The following is a 22,424-nucleotide window of genomic DNA, read 5'->3' on the forward strand; positions in this document are numbered from 1 at the left end:
GAGGACCGAACCCGATGAGCGACAAACCCGAAGACACCGCGCCCAAGAAGAAGGGCGGCAAGATGAAGATCATCGTCATGGCCCTGGGGCTGCTGGTGCTGGTCGGCGGCGGCGTGGGTGCCGGCGTCTATGCGGCGAGCAGCGGCCTGGTCGGCGGCGGCCACGGCGCCGCGGCCGAGGACCACGGCCCCAAGCTGGTGCCCAAGTCCGAACAGAAGCGCCCCGCCGCCGGCGGCGAGGGTGAAGGCGGCCATGGCGGCGGCGGCGAATCGTCGGGCAGCGGCGGCAAGCATCCCCCATCGGGCGGCGACGGCGACCGTTATGCCTCCAATTACTACACGATGGACCCGCAGTTCACGTCCAACCTGCAGGAATCGGTGCACGTCATCCAGGTCGGCATCGCCATCTCCACCCCCTATGACGACACGGTCATCGAAAACCTGAAGACCAACGACATCGCCGTGCGCTCGGCGGTGCTGCTGACGCTGGGCGACACGCCGGAGGAGCAGGTGTTCACCTCCGCCGGCAAGGAGCAGATGCAGAAGCGGCTGGCCAAGGCGATCAACGCCGTTCTCGAACAAAAAGAGGGATTCGGCGGCGTCAGTAACGTCTACTTTACCAATTTCGTTGTTCAGTGAGGCATGGTTAACGCCGCAGCAACCACCGACCGACGGACGCGGGATCGCGCACCCGCCGCGCATGCGGCGGGGCTCGGCGCGACCAAGCTCAATCCGTTCGGCGACCTGCATACGCTGCAGCACCTGTCGGCGCGGCTCGCGCGCAGCTTGCGCGGCGTGTTCGAACCGCTGCTGCGGCGCGAGGTGCGGACCTGGGCCGAGCCGCTGGTCGTGCAGCGTTTCGGCGATTATCGTGCGGAGCGGGCCGACGGACTGACCGCCTGGCTGCCGCTGGTGATGGCGCCGCAGGGCGCGACCGGGCTGTGCGTGCTGGACGGCGTGTTCGTGCTCGAACTGCTCGACCTGTTCTTCGGTGGCACGGGCGCCGCGCCTGCGGTGATCCCGGCCGAATTCTCGCCCGCCGCCGAGGCGATGGTGGCGAAGATCGGCACCACGATCGCCGCGCCGCTGCGCGCCGCCTGGGAGCCGCTCGCCCGCATCGACTTCACGCCGACGCGGGTCGAGGTGAATGCCGCCATGCTCTCGGCCGATGCCGAGGATGCGATGATCGTCACCCGCTTCGGCCTGGCCGCGGGCGAGGACCGGCCGGTGTTCATCGACCTGCTCTACCCCGTCACCGCGCTGAAGCCGCATGCGCCGACGCTGACCGGCAAGGTGCTCGACAAGGCGGAGGCGGACCCCGCCTGGCGCAATTCGCTGACCCGTGCGGCGATGAACGTGCGCTTCCCGATCCGCTCGGTGCTCGCCGAGCCGGTGGTGCCGCTGTCGCTGCTGATGAACCTGAAAGCCGGCGACGTGATCCCGATCAGCTTCGGCCCCGAGGTGCCGGTGATGGTCGGCCGCGACTGCCTGGGCCGCGGCACGGTCGGCACCTCCAACGGCCACGCCGCCGTCCGCCTCACCCATCTTGCCCGTATCGAACACGAAGGACCTGACGCATGAACGACATGACCGGCGGATTTCCGGTCGATGGAGGAGTGGCCGCCAATTTCCGGCTGCTCCAGGACGTCGACGTCAAGCTGACCGTCGAGATCGGCTCGACCCAGCTGACGCTGCGCGAGCTGCTGGCGCTGGGTGAATTGAGCGTGATCGAGCTCGACCGGCAGGCGAACGAACTGCTCGACGTGTTCGTCAACGGCACGCTGATCGGTCGCGGCGAGGTGGTGACGGTCGGCGACCGCTTCGGCGTGCGCATGACCGAGCTGGTGTCGCCGGACAAGCGGGGCTGATCCGATGCTCTGGTCCTATATCCTGAAGCTCGTCATCCTGCTGCCGCTGGTCTGCGGCCTGATGATCGGCTGCCTCTACGCCTGGCGCAAGCTGGAGACGCGGATGCCCGGCGCGAAGCCGAGCAACCGGCTGATCGCGGTCAAGGAAACCATGATGATCTCGCCGGGCCTGCGCCTCGCGGTGCTCGATTTCGAGGGCAAGCGCCTGCTCGTCTCAGTCGGCCGCGGCGGCGTCAACCTGATCGACAAGGTGGACCAGTGAGCGTCACCGTCACGCGGTACGGCGAGGGCCCTGCCTTGTTCAAGGCCAGCCGCACGTCCCAGACCAATCGTCACCCCGGCCCGCGTAACCAGCGGCTGGTAGGCATGCGGAACCGTGGATCCCGGACCACGTCCGGGATGGCGGTGGAGACAGGCAGCCGCTCCTACAAATGGCTATGGGCCATGCTCGCCATCGCGCTGGCGCTGCTCGTCGCGATGCCGGCCTTCGCGCAGGCCGCACCCGCCGCGCCGGCGCCCGGCGTCGGCGATGCGGTGGACCGCGCGCTCGGCCAGTTGAGTTCGGGCGCCGCCTCGGGCGGTACGCAATCGGCGCCGCTGTCGCTGTCGCTCCAGGTCCTCATCATCATGGGCCTGCTGACGATCCTGCCGGGCATCCTGTTGATGATGACCAGCTTCACCCGGATCGTCATCGTGCTTGCCGTGCTGCGCCAGGCGCTGGGGCTGCAACAGACGCCGCCCAACCAGGTGCTGATCGGCCTCGCGCTGTTCCTGTCGCTGTTCATCATGGCGCCGACGATCAGCCAGATGAACAGCCAGGCGATCCAGCCCTATGCCGCGGGCCAGCTCGCCGGCACGCAGATGATCGAGCGCGCGGGCGCACCGCTGCACGCTTTCATGGTCAAGCAGACGCGGATCAAGGACGTCACCATGTTCGCCGACATGGCAAAGTCCGGCCCCTATGCCTCGTCCAACGACATTCCGTTCGCGGTGCTGCTGCCCGCCTTCGTCACCTCGGAATTGAAGACGGCGTTCCAGATCGGCTTCCTGATGTTCCTGCCGTTCATCGTCATCGACCTCGTCGTTGCGACGGTGCTGATGGCACTCGGCATGGCGATGCTGTCGCCGACGATCATCTCCTTGCCGTTCAAGCTGCTCTTGTTCGTGCTGGTCGACGGCTGGGCGCTGACCATGGGCAGCCTCGCCAATTCGTTCGCAACGTGAACCCCTCCTCCGTTCGTGCTGAGCCTGTCGAAGCACGGTGAGACTCAGGGCCTTCGACAGGCTCAGGCCAAACGGTGCGGGCTTGGCCACCGCTTCAGGATGTGACGATGGACGCCGATTATTTCCTCACCGTCGCCAACCAGACGATGTGGGTGCTCGCGCTCGCCAGCGCGCCGATCCTGATCCCGGCGCTGCTCGCCGGCCTGATCCTCGGCATGATCCAGGCGGCGACCTCGATCAACGAACAGACGCTGAGCTTCGTGCCGAAACTGCTGGTGGTGGCGTTCTCGATCATGATCTTCGGGAGCTTGATCCTGGGGCTGCTGAGCGATTTCACGGTCGGCATGTTCGAGCGCATTCCGGATCTGGTTAAATGAGGCGCAGGCCGCGAGAGCGCGCGCCTCGCGCGCCACGCGGACAAGCCCGGCCGGCGGGGCGCAGCACCCGTCCGACGACGCGGCTTCGCCGCGGCGTGGCCACAATCGAGACACGCGCAGCGCCGCGGCAAAGCCGCGTCGTCGATCCTCGGCTGTGCCGAGGTCGGCCGGGCTTGCGCCCCGGCTTGCGCCGGCCGCGCGGGCGTAGCCGCGCTGGCGCTGCGCCATGCTAGGATTCGGCTTAGCCATCGAACCCCAGCTCTGGGCGCTCATCTTCGTGATGATCCGCATCGGGGCGGCGTTCGTCGTCGCGCCGGTGTTCGGGGCGGTGTCGATTCCCCTGCCGGTGCGCGTCGGCGTGTCGGGCGCGATCGGCGTGTTCGTGATGTCGGTCCACCCGGTGACGCCGCCGGCGCAGATCTTTGCGGTCGCGACCTTCCTTGCCGTGTTCGCCGAGGCGCTGGTCGGGTCGGCGATCGGCTTCATCCTCCAGATCGGCTTTGCCGCGCCGGCGATCGCGTCCGAGATCATCGGCGGATCGATGGGGATCGGCTTCGCCTCGTCGATCGATCCGCAGAACGGCCGGTCGAGCCCGGCGCTCGGCCAGTTCTTCACGATCATGCTGACCCTGCTGTTCCTGTCGGTCGACGGCCACCTCGTGCTCGTCGAGCTCTTGGTGAAGAGCTATGAGACGATGCCGCCCGGCACCTGGATCGCGCCCGACCGGCTGAAGCAGATCGCATTCTTCGGCGGCTATGCCTTTCTTGCCGGGCTGCTGCTGGCGCTGCCGGTCGGCTTCCTGCTGCTGTGCCTCAACCTCATCGTCGGCATGGTCAGCCGCGCCGCGCCCGCGCTCAACCTGTTCTCGGTCGGCCTGCCCGCCAGCCTCGCCGTGGGCGTGATCGCGCTCGCCGTCGCCTTCCCGGCAATGGGCGACTATATGCTGGTCATCGTCCGCGAAGGGCTCGCCGCCACGCAAGGCCTGGTAGGCGGCTGATGAGCGAGGGTGGCGACAAGACAGAAGCCCCGACAGCCAAGCGCAAGCAAAAGGCTGCCGAAGACGGCAACATCCTCAAGTCCAAGGACTTCGCCACCGCTTTGGTGGTGATGGCGGGCGTCGCCTGGCTGATCTTCGCCGGTCCTTCGCTGATCGCGGCGTGCAAGGCGGTGATGGCGGCGAGCTTCCAGTTCGACCGAGCCGACGTCGAGGATTTCTCACCCTGGCGCCCGCTGCAACAGGCGGGGTGGAAGCTGCTGCCATCGCTCATCACCCTGTTTGCGGTGAGCGTGATCGCCACCATCGTCAGCTCGGCGGGCCTCGGTTCGCTGACCTGGAACAACAAGCTGATCGCCTTCAAGGGCAATCGCATCAATCCCGCCTCCGGCCTCAAGCGCATCCTGGGGCCGCAGGGCTGGATCGAGCTCGGCAAGTCGCTGCTCAAGGTGGTGCTGCTCGCCGTGATCGGCGGCTACATGCTGTGGAAGTCGAGCCGGGCGACGCTGGGCCTCTCCTCGTCCAGCCTGGGCGATGCGGTGGCGGAACTCGGCGGCACCTTCACCGGCATCATGATCGCGATGGCGGCGGGGCTGGTCGCGATCGCCCTGTTCGACGTGCCGATCCAGATCATCCAGCTGCTCGGCAAGCTGCGCATGACGAAGCAGGAGGTGCGCGACGAACATAAGGAAACCGAAGGCTCGCCCGAGGCCAAGGGCCATCAGCGCAGCGTGCAGCGGGCGATGGCCAAGGGCGGCGTGCGCAAGGCGGTGGCGGAGGCGCATGTCGTGCTCACCAACCCGACGCATTTCGCGGTCGCGCTGCGCTACGATCGCGGCAAGGACCAGGTGCCGGTGGTCGTCGCCAAGGGACGCGGCGCGACGGCGCTGGCGATCCGCGAGGTGGCGGGCGAGGCGCGCGTGCCGATCCTCGAATATCCGATGCTCGCCCGCGCGGTCTATTACACCAGCCGCGAAGGCCAGGAGGTGCGCGACGATCTGTATGTCGCCATCGCCACCGTGCTCGCCTTCGTCTTCAACCTCAACGCCGCGGCGGGCGGAACCGCGCAGCCGCCGATCGACGTGCCGGAAAGCGCCCGCTTCGACGAACACGGCATCAAGATCGCAAAGAAAACGGCTTAAGGATTTCCGGCGGCGGCCGTTAACATTCATGAAGCGCGAGGCGAGCGAACCATGGTCACCACCACGTCAACGACGAGCACCCCTACCCCGACGCCGGCGACCACGGCGGCGAGCACCGCCAACGTCACCAAGTCCGCGGCGCAGAGCGTCCTCACCTCGCTGAGCACCGGATCGGGCGTCGACACCGCGTCGCTGGTCACCAACCTCGTCACCGCGCAGTTCGCCGCCAAGAATGCCGCGCTCGCCGCCAAGACCAATGCGCTGACCGCGCAGATCTCCGCGACCTCGACGCTCAAGAACACGATCAGCCAGTTCTCCACCGCACTCGGCACGCTGACCGGCGGCGGCACGCTGCAAACCCAGCCGGTGAGTTCGAACAGCGCGATCGTCTCCGCCTCGGCGATCAGCGGTGCGAAGGTCGGCCAGCTGTCCTCCAGCATCACCGTCAGCCAGCTTGCGACCGCGCAGGGCGCGCGCTCCGCGGCGATCGCCGACCGGACCGCATCGATCGCCACCGGCACGCTGACGCTGACTTTGGGCACCGCGACGTACAGCGGCGACGGCGCCACGATGACCGGCTTCACCGCGGGCAGCGGCACGCCCGTGTCGATCAACGTCACCGACGGCAGCCTGGACGGCATCGCCGCCGCGATCAACGCGGCCAAGAGCGGCGTCACCGCCACCGTCATCGCCGACCAGGACGGCAAGTCGGTGCTGTCGCTGAAGGGCACCACCGGCGCGGCGCAGGCCTTTACGTTGAAGGCGGACGATACGGGTAGCGCGCTCAACCAGTTCAACGTCGGCGTCAACGCCGGCACGCTGACCGGCACCGCCGGCAATGCCAAGCTGACCGTCGACGGCGTCAGCGTGCAGCGCAGCAGCAACACGATCAGCGACCTCGTCCCCGGCGTGAAGCTGCAACTCAACGCCGTGTCGGCGGCGCCGGTGTCGCTCGGCAGCACCCGGCCGACCAGCGCATTGGCACAGGCGGTGAGCGACTTCGTCGACACCTACAACCAGGTCTATGCGAGCGTGAAGAGCGAGACCGACCCGGTCGACGGCGACCTGAAATCGGACACCGCGGCGCGCACGCTGATGCGTTCGCTGCAGGGGCTGACCACCAAGTCGATGGTGTCGAGCGCCACGCCCGGTGCACCGACCACGCTGGCGCAGCTCGGCATCGCCACCAACCGCGACGGCACGCTGAAGGTGGATGCGACCACACTCAACCGGGTGCTCGCCGCCTATCCGGACGAGGTGGAGGCGATGTTCGCGCCGACCGCCAGCAACGCACTGGGCCTGCAAAGCTCGCTGTCCGGCATTTCGCTGGCCGCATCGAGCAGCGCCTACGGCCTCGGAGCTTCGGCCGCGACCTATACCGCGGCGCAGAAGGACCTGTCGAAGCAGCAGGACAGCATCACCTCGCAATCCGATACGATGACCACCCGGCTGACGCAGCAATTCACCAGCATGAACAGCCGGGTCACCGCCTACAAGGCGACGCAGACCTTTCTCGAAAACCAGATCAAGGCGTGGAGCAAGGATAGCTGATGGCCTACGCGACCGCGCTTTCCGGCGATCCTTACGCCACCTACCGCCAGATCGACGTCGTCGGCCGCACCGCCGAGGCGCAGGGCCCGGGCCTCGTGCAGCTGCTGTACGAGGAACTGGTGTCGGCGCTCCGGGCCGCGGCCTGGGCGGTGGAGAACAACCAGCTGCGTACCAAGAGCGAGCGCGTGACCCGCGCCACCGCCATCCTGTTCGCGCTGGAATCCGGCCTCGATTTCGAGCGCGGCGGCGATGTGTCGGCGACGCTGGCGCGGCTCTACGCCGGCATCCGCCGCACCGTGGTGGATGCCTCCGTCGGCACCGATCCCGCGCCGTTCCGCGCGGCGGCGGCGAGCCTCAACGAAATTGCCGACGCCTGGCGCGCCGCGCGGGCGGGGTAAACTGCACTCCTCCCCGGCACGGGGAGGGGGACCGCTCGGCGCAGCCGAGTGGTGGAGGGGCAGCCCCAGGCGATCTCGCTGCTTGGCTGCCCCTCCGTCACGGCTGCGCCGTGCCACCTCCCCGTGCCGGCGAGGATTTAGCTATTTCTGGAACCAGTGCTGCTGGACGAAATAACCCAGCACCAGCACGGTGATCGCGCCGCACAGGCCCATGATCGCATCGAACGCCCAGGGCTCCTGCGCGTAGGGGAGGTGCGCGACGTTCATGCCGTAGAGGCCGGTCAGGAAGGTCAGCGGCAGGAACACCATCGCGACGATGGAGATGATGAGCGAGCGGCTGTCGATCTGCTCGCTCCTGAGGTCGGTCAGCGCCTCGTGCATCAGCGAGGCACGCTCGCGGATCGATTCCACCTCCTCGGCCATGCGCGCGGCGCGGTCGGCGGCGGCGGAGAGGTGGCGGCGATCGTCCTCCGCCAGCCATTCGCCGGGCAGCGCCGCCAGCTTCTCCAACGCGGCACGCTGTGGGGCGAGGAAGCGGCGATAGCCGATCGCGGCGACGCGCACCCGCGTGACGGTGCGGCGCAGGTCGAAGACGCGGTTGGCGTCCAGCCGCTCCTCGCAATCGTCGAGCTCGTCGCCCAAGTCGGCGACATGCGGGTCGAGATCGCTGGTGATCGCGGTGGCGAAGGCGGCGATGAGGTCGCCGGGGTCGACGATGCCGCCCTGCTCCACCTGCTTCTCGACCTCGGCGACGCCGAACAGGTCGCGCCGCGTCACCGAATAGACGCGGCCCTTGATCGCCCAGATCCGCACCGAGGCGAGCGGATCGCCCGATGCCATCTCCTGCGACGAGCGGCCGCGCAGGTTGACCAGCGCGCCATGTTCGAACGCCTCACAGCGCGGCCGCGTCTCCATCGCGGTCAGCGCCTCGACGACATATTCATCGAGCCCGGCGGCGTCGCGCAGCCAGGCCTGGGCGCGATCCTCGTTGGTGCTGAGGTGGACCCAGACGAAATCGGCGGTGCAGGACAGGGCCTCCTTCACCGCGACGCGCTGCGCCTTGCCACCGGTGACGCGATAGCCGAAGCCGCTCATGCCATCTCCACTTCCACCGTCAGCCCGTCCGTTTCGCCCCCGCCCGGCCATGCCGCCCGCACCGCATCGGCGCGGGCGCGGTCGAGGATCGCCGTGGGAACGCCCGGATGATGCAGCACCCGATCGGCGTTGGCGAGCGCGCGCGCCTGTCGCAGCGTCAGGTCGTCCGGGTCGGGGGAGGTCAGCACGATCCGCACATGCCCGCCAGCAGGCGATGCGTCGGCCGCCAGCCATCCGGTGACATCAGGGGTTTCGACAAGCGGGTCGAGCGGGCCGCCGGCGGCCAGTGCCGCACCGAGGGCGCGCCGCCGCTCGGCACCATCGGGATATCGCTGCCGCAAGGCGCCGCGCGCCGCCTGCAATCCGTCCGCCAGCCGCCCCAGCCCGGCAGGCAGCAGCGCCTCCAGCCGCTGGCGCAGCGCCGCGGCGAGGCCGGCCGATACCCCGCCGGTGCCGATCGCGACCAGCACCGGCGCGCGGTCGACGATCGCGGGCGTGGTGAAGTCGCAATGCTCGGGCCGGTCGACGGCGTTGACCAGCACGCCGCGCGCCTTGAGCCGGGCCACCGCCGCCAGCGCGTCGGCCTGATCCTCGATGGCGACGATCGCGAGCGCGGCCGCAGCCTCCTCGCCGACGATCACGGCCCCTGCCCGCTCCAGCAGCCGCCGCTTGGCATCGGCCGCCTCGCCCTCCCCCAGCAGGATCACCGGGCGGCCCGCCAGCCGCACGAACAGCGGCAGGCTGTGGAGGGTCATCCCGCGGCCTTCGCCGGGGTGAGCCATTCCGGCACGCGTTCGGCAGCGAGAATCGTTTCGGCGGCGATCCGGTCGGCGACCACCGCATAGCGATCGCCGTCGACCAGCACCTCGGGCACGAGGTCGCGGCTGTTGTAGGTGGAGGCCATGGTCGCGCCATAGGCACCCGCGGTGCGGAACACGGCGAGGTCGCCGCTCTCCACGCGATCGATCTCGCGCCCCATGGCGAAGGTGTCGCCGCTCTCGCACACCGGGCCGGCGATATTGGCGGTCATCCGCTCGCCGTTCGGCCGGACCGCGGCGAAATCGTGCCACGCATCGTAGAGCGCGGGGCGGGCAAGATCGTTCATCGCGGCATCGACGATGACATAGGGGTTGGTGACGCCGGGCTTCACCCACACCACCTCGGTCAGCAGCACGCCCGCATTGCCGGCGATGACGCGGCCGGGTTCGAACATCAGATCGACGTCCCAGCCCTTCGTCACGCGCGCGACCATCGCGCCATAGTCCGCCGGGCTCGGCAGCGCGTCGCCCTGCTTGTAGGGGACGCCGAGGCCGCCGCCGAGGTCGACGCGGGTGATGGTGTGGCCGGCGCCGCGCAGCTCCTCGACCAGCCGGCCGACGCGGCGGTAGGCCTCCTCCAGCCGCGACAGGTCGGCAAGCTGGCTGCCGATGTGGCAGGCGACGCCGGTGAGGTCGAGGCCGTCGAGCGGCGCCAGGCGATCGAACATCGCCGGAGCCTGGTCGATCGGCACGCCGAACTTGTTCTCGGCGCGCCCCGTCGAGATCTTGGCGTGGGTGCCGGCGTCGACGTCCGGATTGACGCGCAGGGTGGCGCGGGCGCGCTTGCCCCTGGCATGGGCGATCCGGGCAAGGACGGCGCCCTCTTCCTCCAGTTCGAGGTTGAACTGGCCGATGCCTTCATCGACGCCGCGGGCGAGTTCGGCCCGCGTCTTGCCGACGCCCGAGAAGACGATATCGCGCGCCGGGATGCCGGCGGCGAGCGCCCGCGCCATCTCGCCGCCCGAGACGACGTCGGCGCCATAGCCTTCATCGGCGAGGACGCGCAGCACCGCGACGTTCGGATTGGCCTTGATCGCATAAGCGAGGTGGACGCGCGCCCCCAGCGCCTTCAGCCCGTCGCGGAACACCTGCGCATGGCGGCGGAAGGTGGCGGTGGAATAGACGTAGACGGGCGTGCCCACCTCTTCGGCGATGCGGGCCAGGGGCACGTCCTCGCAATGGAGGGCGCCGTCGCGGTAATCGAAATGGTTCATCGGGCGATCAATTCGGAGGAAGGTCGAACTCGTCGCTGCGGCGCTGATCCGAGTTGCGGAGCAGTTCGTCGCTACGCTGCGGGCGCTGCTGCGTCGTCGGCGTGAGCAGCTGGTTGGGCGTCGGCGTCGCGGTCGCGCCGTAGGGCGCGGGCGGCAGCGATGCGCCGGGGGCCGGTTGCAGCTCCTTGGCGGCGCCGCAACCGGCGAGCGCCAGGGCCAGCGCCATCGGCGCAACGAAGCGTTTCATCGCAGGCTCTCCCGCGCAGCGCGGATCGCGGCGCGCACATTGGCGGGCGCGGTGCCGCCGAAGCTCGTCCGGCTGGCGACCGAGGCATCGACCGACAGCACGTCGTACAGGCTCTCGTTCACCCGCGCGTCGATCGCCTGAAATTCCGCATAGGGCAAAGCGTCGAGCCGCACGCCCAGTTCCTCGGCGCGCTTCACCGCGCGGCCGGTGACGTGATGCGCCTCGCGGAACGGCAGGCCCGCCTCGCGCACCAGCCAGTCGGCGAAATCGGTGGCGGTGGCAAAGCCGCTTTCGGCAAGGCCCCGCATCCGGTCGGTGCGGAAGGTGGCGCTTTCGACCATCCCCGTCATCGCCGCGATCGACAGGCCGAGCAGGTCGTGGCATTCGAACACCGGCGGCTTGTCGTCCTGCATGTCCTTGGAATAGGCGAGCGGCAGGCCCTTCATCGTCACCATCAGGCTGGTCATGCAGCCCATGATGCGCCCGGCATGGCCGCGCACCAGCTCGGCGGCGTCGGGATTGCGCTTCTGCGGCATGATCGAGCTGCCGGTCGACCATTGGTCGCTCAGGGCGACGAAGCCGAACGGCTGCGACGCCCAGAGCACGAATTCCTCGGCAAGGCGCGACAGGTGCAGCGCCGCCTGCGTCGCGGCGGTGAGGTAATCGAGCGCGAAGTCGCGATCGCTCACCCCGTCGAGGCTGTTGCGCGTCGGCCCGTCGAAGCCGAGCGCCGCCGCAGTCATCTGTCGGTCGAGCGGGAAGCTGGTGCCGGCGAGCGCCGCCGAACCCAGTGGGCACAGGTTGAGCCGCACCCGTGCGTCGCGGAAGCGCGACAGGTCGCGCGCCACCATCTCGACATAGGCCATCAGGTGGTGGCCCAGCGTCACCGGCTGCGCCGATTGCAGATGGGTGAAGCCCGGCATCACCGCATCGGCATGCTCTTCGGCGCGGGTCAGCAGCGCCTCGGTCAGCCCTGTAAGCGCGGCGAGCACCTGGTCGATCGCATCGCGCACCCACAAGCGGAAATCGGTCGCCACCTGGTCGTTGCGGCTGCGCGCGGTGTGCAGGCGTCCCGCCACCGGGCCGATCGCGGCGGCGAGCTTCGCCTCGGTCAGCATGTGGATGTCTTCAAGGCTGAGATCCTCGGGCACGCCGTTTTCCGCGTAATCGGCGGCGACGGTGTCGAGCCCGGCACGAATCGCGGCGGCATCCTCGGCGGAGACGATGCCCTGTTTGGCCAGCATCGCGACATGCGCCTGCGACCCGGCGATGTCCTGGCGCCACATCCGCTTGTCGAACGGGATGGAGGCGTTAATTTCGCGCATCACCGCAGCCGGGCCTTCGGCGAATCGGCCGCCCCACATCGAATTGGATCCGCTCATGGTTTCGCGCGTCGCGATCGTCTGTCTCCTGGCGCTGGCAGCTGCCGGCTGCGATAGGCAAAGCCAGTCCTCCGGGCAAGCAAACGTCGCCGCGCCCGCGCCCGACGAGGCGGCGGCCCCCGCCGCCAAGGCGCTGACCGGCCTCGATCGCAGCCACAAGGGCGAGGCGGCGCCCGCCACCGCCTTCAAGGGACCGGACGGCAAGCCGACGACGCTCGCCGCCTTCCGTGGGCGTCCGGTGCTGGTCAATCTATGGGCGACCTGGTGCGGCCCCTGCGTCGCCGAACTGCCGACGCTGGAGGCGCTGGCCAAGCGCGGCACGGTGCAGGTCGCCGCGATCAGCCAGGACACCAACGATGCGGCCAAGGTGCCCGCCTTCCTGAAGGCGCATGGCGCACCGTCGCTGGTGCCGTACGTCGACGACCAGATGGCCTTGTCGCTCGGCTGGAACGCCAACCTGCCGACGACGATCCTGTTCGATGCGGCCGGCAAGGAGGTGTGGCGCTGGAACGGCGGCAACGACTGGAACGGCGCGGCCGCGGCGAAGCTGATCGGCGAGGCCGGGTAACGGGCCGGTCGCGCCCCCTCACCCTTCCGCGGCGAAGGGTGAGGATGGCCGCTCGTCAGCCGCGCGGCACCCAGATCGCCGATTCGGCGTCGCCATAGGCGTCCGCCGCCCCGGCCAGCGCTTCCGTGCCGATCCAGGCGCAGACGATCGCATCGAGCATGTCCTCATGCGCCTTGCTCTCGATCCCGGTCGGGCGTTCGCCGAGCGGCGGCAGGCGATCGGCGACGCCGTGGAGGCGCGATGCCAGCAGGCCGGCGATCCGCCGCCATTCGGCCTGCAACAGCTGCTTGCGCGTCGCGAGCGGCTCGCCCGGCCAGTATTTCGCGCTGTTGCCCGCCTTGTAGGGCAGTCGCCGCGCCGCACCGGCCAGCACGACGAGCGCGGGGTGCGGGTAGACCTCGATCAGTCCGCCCGCGGCCGCGTCGTTGGTGCGCAGCGGATAGCCCGCCGCCGCGAAATCGGCGCACAGACGGTCGCTCAACGGCCCCGGTCGCAATGCGCTCGGCGAATGGGTCGCGCAATGACGGTTGCCGAAGGCGCGGGCGATGGCATTGTCCGACGCGCGGCGGCCGGTGATCGGGCGATGCGACAGCGGCATGTCGATCGCCACCAGCGACACCGGGGCACCGGCAATGCGTTCGGCCGCGACCAGCAAGGCGCCGGCATCGGGCAGCGATCCCGCCGGGCGGTCCGGCACCGCCTCGCCGTGAGCGAGCGCCAGGAAGTGACCATAGGAGGGCGCCACCGCGCGCAGCGTCCAGCCGCCCGCCTCCTGCACCGCCAGCGCGACACCGCTGGGCTTCGTCGCGGTCCATGCCGCGTCGATCCCGAGCACCACGCTGGCAGGCGGCATCACGCGGGGTCGTGGCCGAGCTGCTGCCCGATCCGCGCCGTCGCCGCAGCGAGCAGCGTCCGCGCCTCGTCGATCCCGACCGCGTGCGAGGCGTCGATCAGTTCCAGGAACGGGATGGTCAGCGCCGCCATCAACTCGCCGCCGAAGCCATAGACGGGATAGCTGACGTCGGTGACACCCCGCGTCACCGGGCTTTCGCGCAATTCATACCCCTGGCCGCGCACCCGGTCCAGTTCGTGCGCCAGCCTCGCCCGGTCGATCGGCTCGCCCAGCATCGCCTCGGCCCGGTCGATCGTGCGCGCGGCGGCATCGGGTGCGGCAAAGGCGAGCAGCACCTTGCCCGAACAGCTGGCGACGATGTCGATCGACGCACCGACGCGCAACGCGAAACCACGCGTGCCGGGGTTTTCCTCGCGCGCGATGACGAGGCCCGCGCCACCCTGCACCACCACCAGATGGCACGACTGGCCGATCGCCAGCGCCAGCGCCTGCATCTCGGGCAGTGCCGCCGCGGTCAGTCGCCGGGCCGGCGTCGCGCGATAGGCGATATCGAGGAATTTATAGGTGACGCGGTAGCGATCGTCGACCGGCGACTTTTCAAGGTAGCGCGCCTCCTCCATCACCACGACGATGCGGAACAATTCGCCGAGCGACCGGCCGAGCGCGGTCGCCATCTCGCTCACCAGCATGCCTTCCGGGCGGCTGGCGAGCAGTTCGATGATGAGGAACGCCTTGTCGAGGGCGGGTGCGGCATAGCTGCCCTTGCGCGCCCTCGTGGTGGCGGGTTGGCTGTCGGTGGTCGGCATCGTCACGCCATCATGCACCAGGTCGCCGGTCAGAGCGAGACTATCGCCTTGAGGACGCTGTCCGCTTCCTCGATCAGCGCAGGCATCCGTTCGGGCGCCTCGTCAATCGTCAGGCTGTGCGTCTGGATGCGGTCGGTCGGGACGGAGCCGTCGCGGATACAGGCGATGACATGCGCGAAATCCGCCGCCAACGCATTGCGGCTGGCGAGCAGCGTCGTCTCCCGCTTGTGGAATTCGGGATCGGGGAAGACGAGATCGTCCTTGCACACGCCGACCAGCACATAACTGCCGCCGTGCGCGACATAGTCGAGGCCGGCGCGCATCGCGTGGATGTTGCCGGTCGCATCGAACACGCGGTCGAACATCTCGCCATCGGTCAGCGTGGCGAACGCGGCGGCCGCATCCGGCCCGGCGACCACGCCGTCCGCAAACCCCAGCCGGTCGCGCGCATAGGCGAGCCGCTGCGCGCGCGTATCGGCGAGCACCACCCGCTCGACGCCGGCGATCCGCGCGAACAGCGCCACCGCGATGCCGATCGGCCCCGCCCCGACCACCAGCACGCGCTCGCCGCCGGACAGGGCCGCGCGGCGGACCGCATGCGCGCCGATCGCGAGGAATTCCACCATCGCCGCCTGTTCGAGGCTGAGCCCGGCGGCATCGATCACCGCATCCTGCGGCACCGACAGCAGTTCGCACAGGCCGCCATCGGCATGGACGCCGAGCACGCTGATCGCGACGCAGCAATTGGGCTTGCCCTTGCGGCAGGCGATGCACGTGCCGCAGGCGAGATAGGGATTGACGGTCACCACCTGCCCGGGCGCCAGCGACGCCCCCTCGGGCGCGGCGACCACCTCTCCGGCGAGTTCGTGGCCGATCAGCCGCGGATAGGCGAGGAAGGGGTGTTTGCCGGCGTAGATGTGGTTGTCCGTCCCGCAGATGCCGACGCGGCGCATCCGGATCAGCACCTCGTCCGCGCCCCGCTCGGGCGCCGGGCGTTCCTCGACGCGCAGATCGAACGGTGCCGCGCATATCAGGGCCTTCATCGCATGTTCCTCCCGCTTCATGCGATCACACTCTCATATATGCGAGTTGATGGGAAGCTGTTAGACAGCCGTGCCATCAAAGGAGGATTGCCATGACCCGCCGCCTGTGCTTCGCGCTCGATCTCGTCGACGATGCCGATCTGATCGCCGAATACGAGCGGGCGCATGCCGCCGGCGCAGTCTGGCCGGAGGTCACCCAGGGCATTCGCGCCAAGGGCTTCGAGGCGATGGAGATCTGGCGCACCGGCGACCGCCTGTTGATGATCGCCGAAGTTTCGGACGACTTCCCGCGCGCGATCGACGGCGACCTCGCCGAGGTCGATGCGCGGTGGGAGGTGGCGATGGGACGCTTCCAGAAAGCGCTGCCGCACGCCGCGCCGGGCGAAAAGTGGCTGCCGATGACGCGCATCTATTCGCTCGACGAACAATAAGCGGCGATCAGTCCGCCACGCCCTCCCCCGCCAGCACCAGCGCCACCCCGGTGGCATGGCGCGCGCGGTCGGGCAGCGTCACCTCCAGCGCCGCGCCGGTGCGGCGGAACGGCAGCGGCGTGGAGTCGCCGGGCAATGTTACCCGCCGCACGGTGCCACGCAGCGTCGGATCGTCGCTGCCGAGCAACGTCATCCGGGCAATGCCATCGTCCGGCCAGCCTAGCAGCAGCGCGTGGAGGTTTCCGGCTTTGGTGACGTAGCGGACATCGCGGGCGCCATAGGGGGAGGTCGGCCCGCCTTCCGAGAAATTGCCCGCGCCACGCCGGGTCGGGCCTTCGCCGAAGCGACGCCAAGGCCGGCTGCCGTGGATCGCGGTGCCGAACCGCCCCATCCAGTCGGCAAGATCGGCGAGGATCCGCTCTTCCTTGTCGTCGATCGTGCCATCGCCGCGCAGCGGTACCGACAGCATCAGGTTGCCGTTCTTCGCCGCCACATCGCACAGGGTGTGGATGACCAGCGCCGCCGATTTGTACCCGCCCCGTTCGTAGAGGTCGCGGTCATAGTGCCAGTTGCCGAGGCAGGTGTCGGTCTGCCACGGATAACGCTCGATATAATCCTTGCCGCCGCGCTCGACGTCGTCGACGATCCCCATGCGCCGCTGCGGCGCGGTGCCCTTGGCGGTGACCACCGCCTCCAGCCGCCCGTCGTGCCACCGCATCGACTGGTTGTAGAACCAGGCGGTGATATCGAGGCCGTATTGCTCCATCGGCAGATCGAAATCGTCGAAATAGATCATGTCGGGGCGATAGGTATCGAGCAGCTCGCGGCAGCGGGCGAACCAGTTCTGCGCATAGCCGGGGATCGCGGGAACGCCCTCGCTCCACAGCCCGTCGGTGGCGGCGTGCCAGGCGTTGGCCTCCTCCACCGTGCGGATACCGTCGGGCATCGGCATCAGCCGGCCGGTGTAGAGCGCCTGCGGGTCGAGGCCCTGCCACCATTTGCCCGCCCCTTGCGCCGCGGTCAGCCGCCAGGCGTCGTAACGCTGCCCGGCACGCGGCCCCTCGGGATCGTAGCCATAAGCGGGCTGGTTCCAGTGCCAGGCATGCGCCGAATGGTTCGACACGGCAAAGCGCAGGCCCCGTTCGCGCACCAGCTTCGCCCAGGTGCCGATGATGTCCTTCTTCGGCCCGACCCGCGTGGTGTTCCAGGCGTGGTGGCTGGAGGCATAGGTATCGAGATTGTCGTGGTGGTTGGCGAGCGCCATGACATAGCGCGCGCCCGCTTTCTGATAGAGGTCGAGCAGGCGGGCGGGATCCCAGCGTTCCGCCTTCCACAGGTTCTGGATCTCCATGAAACCGGTGTCGGCGGGATGGCCGTAATGCTGGAGGTGGTGCTTGTAGGCGCGGCTGCCCTGCAGGTACATTTCGCGCGCGTACCAGTCGCCCGCCTCCGGCACGCATTGCGCGGTCCAGTGCGCCCAGATGCCGAACTTGGCATCGCGGAACCAGTCGGGAGCGCTGTAGCCGGCAGTGAGGGACGCCCAGTCCGGCGTGAAGCGCGACGGCGGCGGCACCTTCACCGTACGCCCCGCGCCCGGCTGCGTCGGCAGGGTCGCGACCGGCGCCAGCGCCGCCGCCGCCATGCTGCCGCCGAGCATCTCGCGTCTGGTCGTCGTCATGCCGCCCCCTCCCTCCCCTCTGGTTGTCGATGCTGCCCTATGCCGCGCGTGGCAGGCAGGCGGGCCCCGCGGGGGGTCCGCTCGCCTTGTAGGTCAGGACGAATTCCTGATGGCCCAGCGCCTCCGACTTGGTTTGCGCGCCACCGGCCACGGCCTGGATCAGGCCGACGATCTCGGCACCGACTTCGTCCAGCGTCGCCGCGCCGTGGAGGATGCGGCCGGCGTTGACGTCCATGTCCTCGGCCATCCGGTCATAGGTTTCCGGATTGGCGCAGACCTTGATGACCGGCGAGATGGCGGAGCCGATCACCGATCCGCGCCCCGTGACGAACAGGTTGATGTGCGCGCCGCACGCGATCAGCTCGCCGATCTCGGCGCTGTCGACGATATTGGGGAAGCCGAATTTCGGCGCGCCCGGCGGCACCACGTCGAGAAGGTAGAGGCCCGGCCCCGGCGCCTGCTCGGCGGGCAGGATGACGCCGTTGATCGCGCGGCTGCCCGACTTGGCGTAGGCGCCGGCGGATTTTTCCTCCTGGCTGGTGAGGCCGCCCTCGGCATTGCCCGGTGCGAAGCTGCCGTAACCCATCGCGCGGTAATAATCCTCGGCCTGGGCGACGGAGGCGATCAGCGCCTCGGCGACGGCGGGACTGGCGGCGCGTTCGGCCATATGGCCTTCGCAGCCGATCATCTCGCCCGTCTCCTCGAAGATGCAGATGCTGCCGGCATCCACCAGCGTGTCGAAGGCACGGCCGACCGCCGGGTTGCCGGTGATGCCGCTGGTGCCGTCGGAGCCGCCGCAGATGGTGCCGACGACCAGTTCGGACATATGCATCGGCACGCGCACCGCCTGCGCGTCGGCGGCGGCGCGGACCCGCTCGACGGCAGCGATCCCCGCCTCCATCGCACCGCGGGTGCCGCCCGCCTGCTGGATCACCACCGTCTCGACCGGGCGCCCCTGCTCGCGCGCATTGGCGGCGAGCGCCTCGCGGTTGAAGCTTTCGCAGCCCAACGACAGCAGCACGACGCCGCCGACGTTGGGATGCGTGGTCAGCGCCTTCATCATCGCCAGCGCGTAATCGTTGGGATAGCAGCCGGGAAAGCCGATCAGCTGCACGCGCGGATCGTCGATGCGGTCGACGATCCGCCGCGCGACGTGATGCGCGCATTCGACGAGATAGACGACGACGATCGCGTCGCGGATGCCCTTGCGTCCGTCGGGACGCAGCCACGCCTGCCAGCCGGTGTACATATCGGTCACGAATGATCTCCCGCCGCGTCACGCAGGTGCGCGGGCATGTAGTCGCTCTTCATGTTATGCATATGGACCCAGCCGCCCGCCGGAACAGGGGCGGTCATCGATCCGATCGGCATGCCGTATTTCAGCACCTTGTCGCCCGCCGCCAGCGGCAGCAGCGCGAGCTTGTGGCCCAGCGCCACGCGCTCGGCGACCGCGAGCGGGTGGCCATCGACCTCGAACCGCTCGCCGGGCTCGACCGTGCGGCAGCAGACGACGACATTGTCGCTGGGGCTGAGGCGGATCGCAGCGGCGCTCATCCGACGTCTCCGGGCAGCGGCGCATCCTCGCGCACCAGCCGTTCGTGGCGCAGCTCCGCCCAGAAGTCCGCCGGGACGGACTCGCGATACAGATCGACGGTCTGCGCGACGCGTTGCGGGTTGCCGAGGCCGGGAATGACGCTCGCCACCTGGGGATGCGCCAGCACGAACTGGAGCGCCGCGGCGGGCAGCGTCACGCCATGGCGATCGGCCACCGCCTCGATGCCGCGCACGCGGGCGACGATATCCTCGGGCGGCGGGCCGTAATCGTAATGCAGCGGGCCGCCGCGCTTCGTGCCCGTCGCGAGGATGCCGCTGTTATAGGGGCCGCCGACGACGATCGAGGTGCCGGCATCGGCACAGGCCGGCAGCAACGCATCGAGCGCATGCTGTTCGAGCAGGGTGTAGCGCCCGGCGAGCAGGATCACGTCGAGCCGTGCCTCGCGCATCGCATCCAGGCACACCGCGATCTCGTTGACGCCGAGGCCGAAGGCGCGGATCGTCCCCTCCTCGCGCAACCGCTCGAGCGCGCGCAAGCCGCCGCCGGTGGTCAGTTGCTCCCAATAGCGGCCGGCCTCCGCGCCATGCACCAGCCCGCCGATGTCATGGACGTAGAGGATGTCGACGTGCGCGAGGCCGAGCCGTTGCAGGCTGTGTTCGTGGCTGCGCAGGATACCGTCGTGGGTGTAGTCGTAGCGCATGCGGAACGGCATCGGCGAGCGGAAGCCGTCGCGCTCCGCATCGTCGGTGACGCTGGGATCGGGATCCATCAGCCGCCCGACCTTGGTCGAGACGACGACGTCCGGCACCAGCCGCAGCGCATCGCCGACGCGCCGTTCGCTGAGGCCCCGCCCGTAATGCGGCGCGGTGTCGATGTAGCGCAGCCCCGCATCGAGCGCCGCATCCAGCGTCGCGCGCGCATCCGCGTCGGACACGGGCTGGTAGAGGTTGCCGAGCGAGGCGGCGCCGAAGCCCAGTTCGGGAACGGCAAGGCCGGTGGTGCCGATGGCGCGCGTGGGGATCGTTGCCATGGGATCAGGCCATGCTCCAGCCGCCGTCGATGACGTGCAGCTGGCCCGTGGTGTAGGCGCTTTCGTCGGAGGCGAGGTAGAGCGCCAGCGCGGCGATCTCCTCGGCCGAACCGAGACGTCCCATCGGCTGGCGCGCGACGAAGGCGGCGCGCGCGGCATCGGCATCGCCGGTCGCGGCCATGCGTTCGTCGAGGCTGGGCGACTGGACGGTGCCCGGGCAGATCGCGTTGCAGCGGATGCCCTGCCCGACGTAATCGACCGCGACGGAGCGAGTGATCCCCGCCACCGCCGCCTTGGATGCGCAATAGGCGTAGCGGTTGCCGACGCCGATCACCGGCCCCGCCACCGACGCCATGTTGACGATCGAGCCGCCGCCGCCCGCGATCATCGCCGGCAGCAACGCCGTCAGCAGATGGGTGATGGCATGGACGTTGAGGTCGAAGGACAGGCGGTAGCCGGCATCCGCGGTCGCCAGCAGGTCGCCGGCATCGACATAGCCGGCGCAGTTGAACAGCACGTCGACGCGGCCTGCCTCGGCACCAAACGCGGCGATCGCGGCGGTATCGGTAAGGTCGAGCACGCGCGTGGTGCAGCCCGACAGCGTCGACAGTGCGTCGGCGTTGCGATCCACTGCGATCAGCTCTGCACCCTCGCGCACGAAGAGTTCGGCGGCGGCGCGCCCGATGCCCTGGCCAGCGCCGGTCACGATTGCGCGCTTGCCGTTCAGTCGACCCATCATTTCTGCTCCTTATGCCGCGCTGCGGTCAGCGCGAACACCATTACCACCGCAAAACTCGCCGCCGGCACCAGCATCGCCGTCGTGATCCCGGCCTGGTCGGACACCAGACCCATCAGCGCGGTGAGGCCAGCGCCGCCGATGATCGCCATGACGATCAGCGAGGCGCCCGCCCGGCGGAGCGGCCCCAGCCCCTCCATGCCCAGCGCGAAGATCGTCGGGAACTGGATCGACATGAAGAAGCTCGCCGCAACCAGCGCGGCCAAGCCCCACCAGCCGCCGCCGATGCCCGCAAGCGCGGTCAGCACCAGCGCCACACCGGCGAACAGCGTCAGCAGGCGCACCGGCGCGATGCGCGTCATCAGCAGGCTGCCGAGGAAGCGGCCGCTCGCGAACAGCACCAGCGACAGGAACAGCGCATCGGCGCCCGAGCGTTCGCCCATGCCGGCATTCGCCTGCGCGTAGCGGATGGTATAGCTCCACACCCCCACCTGCGCGCCGACGTAGAAGAATTGCGCGACCACCGCCGCGATCAGCCGCGGCCGGCGAAACACGTCGGCGAAGCGACCCGCCGGCTGCCCGGCATCGCTCGCCACGGTGCCCGCCGGAAACGGCACCAGCGCCGCGGCGACCGCGAACAGGAACACGACCGCCGCGATGCCCACATAGGGTCCGGCGATCGCCTGCACCTCGGCGCGGTAGAAGGCCTCGCGCGCCGCCGTGCCCATCGTCGCGAGCGCGCGCTCGTCATGCTCGATGCCCGACAGGATGAAGTTGCGGCCGATCAGGATGCCGGTGATCGCGCCCAGCGGATTGGCCGCCTGCGCCCAGTTCAAGCGCCGCGCCGCGCCGGCCGGATCGCCGATCTCGGTCATCAGCGGGTTGGCCGAGGTTTCGAGAAAGGCGAGCCCCGCCGCGATCACGAACAGCCCGAGCAGGAACAGCTGGTACAGGCTCGCCGCCGCCGCCGGATAGAAGAGCAAGGCGCCCGTGCCGTAGAGCAGCAGCCCGAGCACGATCGACGCCTTGTAGCCATAGCGCCGCATCACCAGCGACGCCGGCACCGCGAGCAGGAAATAGCCGAGGTAGAAGACCTGCTGGACGAAGCTGGTCCCGAAATCGCTGAGCGCGAAAGCCTTGCGGAATTGCGCGATCAGGATGTCGTTGAGGTTGTTGGCCATCCCCCACAGGAAGAACAGGCACACGGTGATGACCAGCGCCGGCAGGTAGCGGCGCGTGTCGCGCGGCTGCCCGGCGGTTGTCGCCACGGTAAGGTCGGGCGCCGGCGCGCCGAACGCCGCCATCAGTGCCGCACCCCGGGCCGCTCGATCGCACGCATGCTCACCATCCGTTCTCCATGAGAGTTATCTTTTATGGATGCAAGCCTATGGGCCAACGCCTGGGATGACAAGCGG

26 protein-coding genes are annotated in these 22,424 nt (G+C 69.3%); 12 read left to right on the forward strand and 14 right to left on the reverse strand.

The annotated features are described in order from the left end of the window. Nucleotides 1–14 precede the first annotated feature (14 nt). The 10 genes from AC4GY7_RS14960 to fliS all read left to right on the forward strand — a co-directional run bounded on the left by AC4GY7_RS14960 (nt 15) and on the right by fliS (nt 7,553). On the forward strand, nt 15–638 hold the full coding sequence (locus tag AC4GY7_RS14960) for a flagellar basal body-associated FliL family protein (protein ID WP_443585454.1): 624 nt from the start codon (nt 15–17) through the stop codon (nt 636–638). Nucleotides 639–641: 3 nt separating this feature from the next. Continuing rightward, nucleotides 642–1,580, forward strand: coding sequence for a flagellar motor switch protein FliM (locus tag AC4GY7_RS14965; protein ID WP_491115545.1), 939 nt, complete (start codon nt 642–644; stop codon nt 1,578–1,580). Beyond that, complete coding sequence (gene fliN / locus AC4GY7_RS14970) at nt 1,577–1,867, forward strand: flagellar motor switch protein FliN (RefSeq protein WP_491115547.1); 291 nt, start codon at nt 1,577–1,579, stop codon at nt 1,865–1,867. Before AC4GY7_RS14965 ends, fliN begins: the two co-directional genes overlap by 4 nt. Nucleotides 1,868–1,871: 4 nt before the next feature. Continuing rightward, the gene (locus AC4GY7_RS14975; RefSeq protein WP_491115549.1) at nt 1,872–2,129 is read left to right on the forward strand and encodes a flagellar biosynthetic protein FliO; all 258 of its coding nucleotides are present in this window, start codon (nt 1,872–1,874) and stop codon (nt 2,127–2,129) included. Between the two features lie 137 nt (nt 2,130–2,266). Next, the gene (gene fliP / locus AC4GY7_RS14980; RefSeq protein ID WP_491115551.1) at nt 2,267–3,091 is read left to right on the forward strand and encodes a flagellar type III secretion system pore protein FliP; all 825 of its coding nucleotides are present in this window, start codon (nt 2,267–2,269) and stop codon (nt 3,089–3,091) included. Nucleotides 3,092–3,198: 107 nt separating this feature from the next. Next, nucleotides 3,199–3,468 carry a flagellar biosynthesis protein FliQ gene (gene fliQ / locus AC4GY7_RS14985; protein ID WP_017980132.1) on the forward strand — a complete coding sequence of 90 codons (270 nt, stop codon included), beginning with the start codon at nt 3,199–3,201 and terminating at the stop codon, nt 3,466–3,468. Between the two features lie 226 nt (nt 3,469–3,694). After that, entirely contained in the window at nt 3,695–4,465 is a 771-nt protein-coding gene (gene fliR / locus AC4GY7_RS14990; RefSeq protein WP_491115554.1) for a flagellar biosynthetic protein FliR, read from the forward strand. Further along, nucleotides 4,465–5,604 (forward strand): flagellar type III secretion system protein FlhB, encoded by a 1,140-nt coding sequence (gene flhB, locus AC4GY7_RS14995; RefSeq protein WP_491115556.1) that lies wholly within the window; start codon nt 4,465–4,467, stop codon nt 5,602–5,604. The genes fliR and flhB overlap by 1 nt, the downstream gene beginning before the upstream one ends. Nucleotides 5,605–5,655: 51 nt before the next feature. Further along, entirely contained in the window at nt 5,656–7,155 is a 1,500-nt protein-coding gene (fliD, locus tag AC4GY7_RS15000) for a flagellar filament capping protein FliD (protein WP_491115558.1), read from the forward strand. Further along, the gene (gene fliS, locus AC4GY7_RS15005; protein WP_443585447.1) at nt 7,155–7,553 is read left to right on the forward strand and encodes a flagellar export chaperone FliS; all 399 of its coding nucleotides are present in this window, start codon (nt 7,155–7,157) and stop codon (nt 7,551–7,553) included. The genes fliD and fliS overlap by 1 nt, the downstream gene beginning before the upstream one ends. Before the next feature lie 141 nt (nt 7,554–7,694). Here fliS and AC4GY7_RS15010 read toward each other — a convergent pair whose 3' ends face one another. Genes AC4GY7_RS15010 through argH form a run of 5 tightly spaced genes read right to left on the reverse strand, consistent with a single transcriptional unit; the run spans nt 7,695 to nt 12,291 of the window. Continuing rightward, nucleotides 7,695–8,648, reverse strand: a complete 954-nt coding sequence (locus tag AC4GY7_RS15010) for a zinc transporter ZntB (RefSeq protein ID WP_443585446.1) — start codon at nt 8,646–8,648, stop codon at nt 7,695–7,697. Then, on the reverse strand, nt 8,645–9,403 hold the full coding sequence (locus tag AC4GY7_RS15015) for a precorrin-2 dehydrogenase/sirohydrochlorin ferrochelatase family protein (protein WP_491115560.1): 759 nt from the start codon (nt 9,401–9,403) through the stop codon (nt 8,645–8,647). Before AC4GY7_RS15015 ends, AC4GY7_RS15010 begins: the two co-directional genes overlap by 4 nt. After that, entirely contained in the window at nt 9,400–10,680 is a 1,281-nt protein-coding gene (gene lysA / locus AC4GY7_RS15020; RefSeq protein WP_491115562.1) for a diaminopimelate decarboxylase, read from the reverse strand. Before lysA ends, AC4GY7_RS15015 begins: the two co-directional genes overlap by 4 nt. A 7-nt stretch (nt 10,681–10,687) precedes the next feature. Beyond that, nucleotides 10,688–10,927: a hypothetical protein gene (locus AC4GY7_RS15025; protein ID WP_443585443.1), complete on the reverse strand. Its 240-nt coding sequence runs from the start codon at nt 10,925–10,927 to the stop codon at nt 10,688–10,690. Beyond that, the gene (gene argH, locus AC4GY7_RS15030; protein ID WP_491115737.1) at nt 10,924–12,291 is read right to left on the reverse strand and encodes an argininosuccinate lyase; all 1,368 of its coding nucleotides are present in this window, start codon (nt 12,289–12,291) and stop codon (nt 10,924–10,926) included. Before argH ends, AC4GY7_RS15025 begins: the two co-directional genes overlap by 4 nt. Before the next feature lie 16 nt (nt 12,292–12,307). On the opposite strand from argH, the gene AC4GY7_RS15035 reads away from it, so the two are divergent. Further along, a complete protein-coding gene (locus AC4GY7_RS15035) occupies nt 12,308–12,877 on the forward strand; it encodes a TlpA family protein disulfide reductase (RefSeq protein WP_491115564.1) in 570 nt (189 codons plus the stop codon). A gap of 55 nt (nt 12,878–12,932) precedes the next feature. On the opposite strand, the gene AC4GY7_RS15040 is transcribed toward AC4GY7_RS15035, so the two are convergent. Genes AC4GY7_RS15040 through AC4GY7_RS15050 form a run of 3 tightly spaced genes read right to left on the reverse strand, consistent with a single transcriptional unit; the run spans nt 12,933 to nt 15,579 of the window. Beyond that, nucleotides 12,933–13,730, reverse strand: coding sequence for a DUF429 domain-containing protein (locus AC4GY7_RS15040; protein ID WP_491115566.1), 798 nt, complete (start codon nt 13,728–13,730; stop codon nt 12,933–12,935). Next, complete coding sequence (locus tag AC4GY7_RS15045) at nt 13,730–14,536, reverse strand: IclR family transcriptional regulator (RefSeq protein ID WP_491115568.1); 807 nt, start codon at nt 14,534–14,536, stop codon at nt 13,730–13,732. The genes AC4GY7_RS15040 and AC4GY7_RS15045 overlap by 1 nt, the downstream gene beginning before the upstream one ends. A 29-nt stretch (nt 14,537–14,565) precedes the next feature. Then, a complete protein-coding gene (locus AC4GY7_RS15050; RefSeq protein WP_491115570.1) occupies nt 14,566–15,579 on the reverse strand; it encodes a zinc-binding alcohol dehydrogenase family protein in 1,014 nt (337 codons plus the stop codon). A gap of 92 nt (nt 15,580–15,671) precedes the next feature. Here AC4GY7_RS15050 and AC4GY7_RS15055 point away from each other — a divergent pair, with 92 nt between their 5' ends. After that, nucleotides 15,672–16,010: an L-rhamnose mutarotase gene (locus AC4GY7_RS15055; protein ID WP_491115572.1), complete on the forward strand. Its 339-nt coding sequence runs from the start codon at nt 15,672–15,674 to the stop codon at nt 16,008–16,010. Between the two features lie 7 nt (nt 16,011–16,017). Here AC4GY7_RS15055 and AC4GY7_RS15060 read toward each other — a convergent pair whose 3' ends face one another. From AC4GY7_RS15060 to fucP, 6 genes are read right to left on the reverse strand one after another with little or no spacing between them, the layout of a single operon-like run. After that, entirely contained in the window at nt 16,018–17,688 is a 1,671-nt protein-coding gene (locus AC4GY7_RS15060) for an alpha-L-fucosidase (RefSeq protein ID WP_491115574.1), read from the reverse strand. 37 nt (nt 17,689–17,725) lie between these two features. Then, entirely contained in the window at nt 17,726–18,937 is a 1,212-nt protein-coding gene (locus AC4GY7_RS15065; RefSeq protein ID WP_491115739.1) for a UxaA family hydrolase, read from the reverse strand. A 5-nt stretch (nt 18,938–18,942) separates the two neighbouring features. Then, nucleotides 18,943–19,242, reverse strand: a complete 300-nt coding sequence (locus AC4GY7_RS15070; RefSeq protein WP_491115576.1) for a UxaA family hydrolase — start codon at nt 19,240–19,242, stop codon at nt 18,943–18,945. Continuing rightward, the gene (locus AC4GY7_RS15075; RefSeq protein WP_491115578.1) at nt 19,239–20,273 is read right to left on the reverse strand and encodes an aldo/keto reductase; all 1,035 of its coding nucleotides are present in this window, start codon (nt 20,271–20,273) and stop codon (nt 19,239–19,241) included. The genes AC4GY7_RS15070 and AC4GY7_RS15075 overlap by 4 nt, the downstream gene beginning before the upstream one ends. A 4-nt stretch (nt 20,274–20,277) precedes the next feature. Further along, nucleotides 20,278–21,009 carry an SDR family oxidoreductase gene (locus AC4GY7_RS15080; protein ID WP_491115741.1) on the reverse strand — a complete coding sequence of 244 codons (732 nt, stop codon included), beginning with the start codon at nt 21,007–21,009 and terminating at the stop codon, nt 20,278–20,280. Continuing rightward, a complete protein-coding gene (gene fucP / locus AC4GY7_RS15085; RefSeq protein WP_491115580.1) occupies nt 21,009–22,313 on the reverse strand; it encodes an L-fucose:H+ symporter permease in 1,305 nt (434 codons plus the stop codon). The genes AC4GY7_RS15080 and fucP overlap by 1 nt, the downstream gene beginning before the upstream one ends. Between the last annotated feature and the right edge of the window lie 111 nt (nt 22,314–22,424).

This window comes from Sphingomonas sp. SP5, from assembly GCF_058313455.1.

Coding starts and splice junctions, on each gene's coding strand:
- AC4GY7_RS14960 (WP_443585454.1), top strand. CDS start 15: ATGAGCGACAAACCCGAAGACACCGCGCCCAAGAAGAAGGGCGGCAAG.
- AC4GY7_RS14965 (WP_491115545.1), top strand. CDS start 642: ATGGTTAACGCCGCAGCAACCACCGACCGACGGACGCGGGATCGCGCA.
- fliN (WP_491115547.1), top strand. CDS start 1,577: ATGAACGACATGACCGGCGGATTTCCGGTCGATGGAGGAGTGGCCGCC.
- AC4GY7_RS14975 (WP_491115549.1), top strand. CDS start 1,872: ATGCTCTGGTCCTATATCCTGAAGCTCGTCATCCTGCTGCCGCTGGTC.
- fliP (WP_491115551.1), top strand. CDS start 2,267: ATGGCGGTGGAGACAGGCAGCCGCTCCTACAAATGGCTATGGGCCATG.
- fliQ (WP_017980132.1), top strand. CDS start 3,199: ATGGACGCCGATTATTTCCTCACCGTCGCCAACCAGACGATGTGGGTG.
- fliR (WP_491115554.1), top strand. CDS start 3,695: ATGCTAGGATTCGGCTTAGCCATCGAACCCCAGCTCTGGGCGCTCATC.
- flhB (WP_491115556.1), top strand. CDS start 4,465: ATGAGCGAGGGTGGCGACAAGACAGAAGCCCCGACAGCCAAGCGCAAG.
- fliD (WP_491115558.1), top strand. CDS start 5,656: ATGGTCACCACCACGTCAACGACGAGCACCCCTACCCCGACGCCGGCG.
- fliS (WP_443585447.1), top strand. CDS start 7,155: ATGGCCTACGCGACCGCGCTTTCCGGCGATCCTTACGCCACCTACCGC.
- AC4GY7_RS15010 (WP_443585446.1), bottom strand. CDS start 8,648: ATGAGCGGCTTCGGCTATCGCGTCACCGGTGGCAAGGCGCAGCGCGTC.
- AC4GY7_RS15015 (WP_491115560.1), bottom strand. CDS start 9,403: ATGACCCTCCACAGCCTGCCGCTGTTCGTGCGGCTGGCGGGCCGCCCG.
- lysA (WP_491115562.1), bottom strand. CDS start 10,680: ATGAACCATTTCGATTACCGCGACGGCGCCCTCCATTGCGAGGACGTG.
- AC4GY7_RS15025 (WP_443585443.1), bottom strand. CDS start 10,927: ATGAAACGCTTCGTTGCGCCGATGGCGCTGGCCCTGGCGCTCGCCGGT.
- argH (WP_491115737.1), bottom strand. CDS start 12,291: ATGTGGGGCGGCCGATTCGCCGAAGGCCCGGCTGCGGTGATGCGCGAA.
- AC4GY7_RS15035 (WP_491115564.1), top strand. CDS start 12,308: ATGGTTTCGCGCGTCGCGATCGTCTGTCTCCTGGCGCTGGCAGCTGCC.
- AC4GY7_RS15040 (WP_491115566.1), bottom strand. CDS start 13,730: ATGCCGCCTGCCAGCGTGGTGCTCGGGATCGACGCGGCATGGACCGCG.
- AC4GY7_RS15045 (WP_491115568.1), bottom strand. CDS start 14,536: ATGCCGACCACCGACAGCCAACCCGCCACCACGAGGGCGCGCAAGGGC.
- AC4GY7_RS15050 (WP_491115570.1), bottom strand. CDS start 15,579: ATGAAGGCCCTGATATGCGCGGCACCGTTCGATCTGCGCGTCGAGGAA.
- AC4GY7_RS15055 (WP_491115572.1), top strand. CDS start 15,672: ATGACCCGCCGCCTGTGCTTCGCGCTCGATCTCGTCGACGATGCCGAT.
- AC4GY7_RS15060 (WP_491115574.1), bottom strand. CDS start 17,688: ATGACGACGACCAGACGCGAGATGCTCGGCGGCAGCATGGCGGCGGCG.
- AC4GY7_RS15065 (WP_491115739.1), bottom strand. CDS start 18,937: ATGTACACCGGCTGGCAGGCGTGGCTGCGTCCCGACGGACGCAAGGGC.
- AC4GY7_RS15070 (WP_491115576.1), bottom strand. CDS start 19,242: ATGAGCGCCGCTGCGATCCGCCTCAGCCCCAGCGACAATGTCGTCGTC.
- AC4GY7_RS15075 (WP_491115578.1), bottom strand. CDS start 20,273: ATGGCAACGATCCCCACGCGCGCCATCGGCACCACCGGCCTTGCCGTT.
- AC4GY7_RS15080 (WP_491115741.1), bottom strand. CDS start 21,009: ATGGGTCGACTGAACGGCAAGCGCGCAATCGTGACCGGCGCTGGCCAG.
- fucP (WP_491115580.1), bottom strand. CDS start 22,313: ATGGCGGCGTTCGGCGCGCCGGCGCCCGACCTTACCGTGGCGACAACC.